Source organism: Vibrio sp. OPT46 (genome assembly GCF_015163535.1).
Lineage (GTDB): Bacteria > Pseudomonadota > Gammaproteobacteria > Enterobacterales > Vibrionaceae > Vibrio > Vibrio alginolyticus.
The window spans coordinates 1-593 of record NZ_JADDYG010000853.1 but is presented as its reverse complement, the minus strand read 5'-3'; the positions used below and the strand labels follow the sequence as shown (position 1 = coordinate 593).

Genomic DNA, 593 nt, shown 5'->3' with positions numbered 1-593 from the left:
CTCATGTTGGTAAGTTAGATAAATCGTTTAAAGTAGGTGAAGAGCAAGGTTGGCTATTTGTCGATATGAAACAAGATTGGAATCAAGTGTTTAAAGAGAGCACTAAATGATAATCTTTGTTTGACCATAACTTGCTGCAACCAAACAATTGCAACGAAATAAAAGGCCTCACAATTGAGGCCTTAGTTAATTCCACAATAGCTTCGATACCTAGGGTCTAGTTTCTAGGTTGCTGTGTCATTGTTTCTACCACTTTTTCAATACTTAACGAGCTACCTTTCGTTGCAGGGAACTCCTTAAATGTCTCTAGGAACTTACGCACGATAGCTTGAGCAGGAACGAACATCCACATTTGATCAGCGTAAAAATGTCTGACGTAAAGTGCTGCATCTGGACCGACCTCAAATGGATCCATACGAAGGTTTACAATCAAAGGCCAACTAGGTGTTTTGCGGTATGCCTCATTAATGGCACCCTCCATAATACTGAAGTGGATCTTCCAGTCTTTATAACGAACGGCGTTTAAATTACCACCAGCATCGAAGTAAAAGATTTCTTTGCGTGCGCCTTCATCAGCTTTACCAGTCAGCAGA

The 593-nt window shown here is 40.6% G+C and carries 1 pseudogene; it reads right to left on the bottom strand.

What is annotated here, in order from left to right:
- Nucleotides 1-217: 217 nt before the first annotated feature.
- A pseudogene (locus IQR33_RS30180) lies at nt 218-593 on the bottom strand (arylsulfatase); the annotation flags it as partial.